This window comes from Priestia sp. P5_B4 (assembly GCF_056400385.1).
Map to the genome: position 1 here is coordinate 1 of NZ_JBFULJ010000902.1, position 1,541 is coordinate 1,541.

2 protein-coding genes are annotated in these 1,541 nt (G+C 35.0%); one reads left to right on the plus strand and one right to left on the minus strand.

Translation table 11 applies throughout. The features are described 5' to 3' along the window. The coding region (locus AC1DRF_RS27315) for a TcaA NTF2-like domain-containing protein (protein WP_477742223.1) at nucleotides 1-599 on the plus strand (599 nt) is incomplete at its 5' end. 53 nt (nucleotides 600-652) lie between these two features. Here the strand turns inward: AC1DRF_RS27315 and AC1DRF_RS27320 are convergent. Then, a partial coding sequence (locus AC1DRF_RS27320) for a DUF3231 family protein (RefSeq protein ID WP_477742224.1) occupies nucleotides 653-1,541 on the minus strand: 889 nt, incomplete at its 5' end.

The following is a 1,541-nucleotide window of genomic DNA, read 5'->3' on the forward strand; positions in this document are numbered from 1 at the left end:
AATATATCAAATACGTAAAGTCAATTAATCCTTCTAGTGATATTTCATATCAAGGTGAATCTACCCGCACAAATGAAAAAGGCGAAAAGGAAGAAATCTTGGTTTTCAAAGAGAATAATAAAACGTATGCCATCAGCAAAAACAGTTCTCAGCGAATCGACGATTTTAAAGAAGGTGAAAAAGAAAAAGAAGAGAAGGAAGAAAAAGATTTTAATTTAAAAAACATCCAAAAAGTTGATCAAGAAACAGCGGATATTTTCATTGAACATTATTTGCGAGATTTAACAAAGTCCATTAACACGAATAAATTTGAACACGTACAGCCTTATATCCAGCGGGATAGTGTTTTGTGGAATGATCAAAAGCAGCTTGTGAAAATGCTGTACGAAAGAGACATTCGAGAAGAACTCGTTGATTATTCGGTATTAGACGTGGAATCTGTGAGTGAAGAAGAGAACGAAGCGGTCTATACAATCCAAACGAAAGAAGTCATTTCAATTACAACGAACGGTCAAAGTCAGGAAAAAGAGTATTATCGAACCTATACCGTTTCCTACAGCAATAAACAGCTGCACCTGACTAAAATTGAATCACTTTAAAAAACATCACGCTCTGCGTGATGTTTTTTATTTACAGGTAAGTTCGCAGGATATTAAGACAATTCTTTCCAATCATCTGCTCTTGGCAGTTTTTCGATCCATCCTTTTTTGATCATTATTCGGCCAAAAGAAGAGATGGTTTTCAAATCCCTTAAAATAGAAGCATCACAATGTCCGGCTACGTCTATTCTCATACTAGTTATCATAGCTGCAGCATAATATGTAGTAGCTAAATGAAACAAAAATCCCGCATGAAATACCATTAGTTTATCAGAAAATGGGGCTACGTCAGAATTTGTAATTTCAGCATCCATCAAGTGTGGAGACTGCAGGTTTTCTTGTTGAAGTAAAGAAGAAAAAATGCTTATATTCTTACTGGCTGTGTGCAAACATTCCTCCATAAAGCTATGGATATCTTTATCTTTCATTACCTGTTTGAAGCCATTCACAAGCGCTTTAGCTGCGATACTCTTTTTTAAGTTAAAATAAACATTTCCAGCTTCCATTGAGTTCAGCTGTCTTTTGTCTCCGAATAAGTCCATAACATATCCCCATTCTGTAATCGATTGACCTCTTTCTGTTTTAGAAAAGTAGGGAGATCGTTGATAAATACCTTTCGATATAAGAATTTCAATCGATTTATTATAAAGGTCCATCGCATCAATATTGCATTGATAATAATGGTCACGTATATCTTTGCGTGCTGAAACACTAAAAGATATACTATATCCAGCCAACCCGTGCATGGTCATTTCGTGTATATACACTAACCAAAAGGTGTCCGTAAACAAAGGGGGAGCATCTAGGTTTACATCTTTATCAGTAAAGCCAATCGGCAAATCTAATTTTTCATCTTTAAAAATATCTCTAAGCACGTGCAAATGTTTTTCAGCCAGTTCTAAAGTAAATTCAAAAAGAGAATAAACCTCAGGATCTTTAACC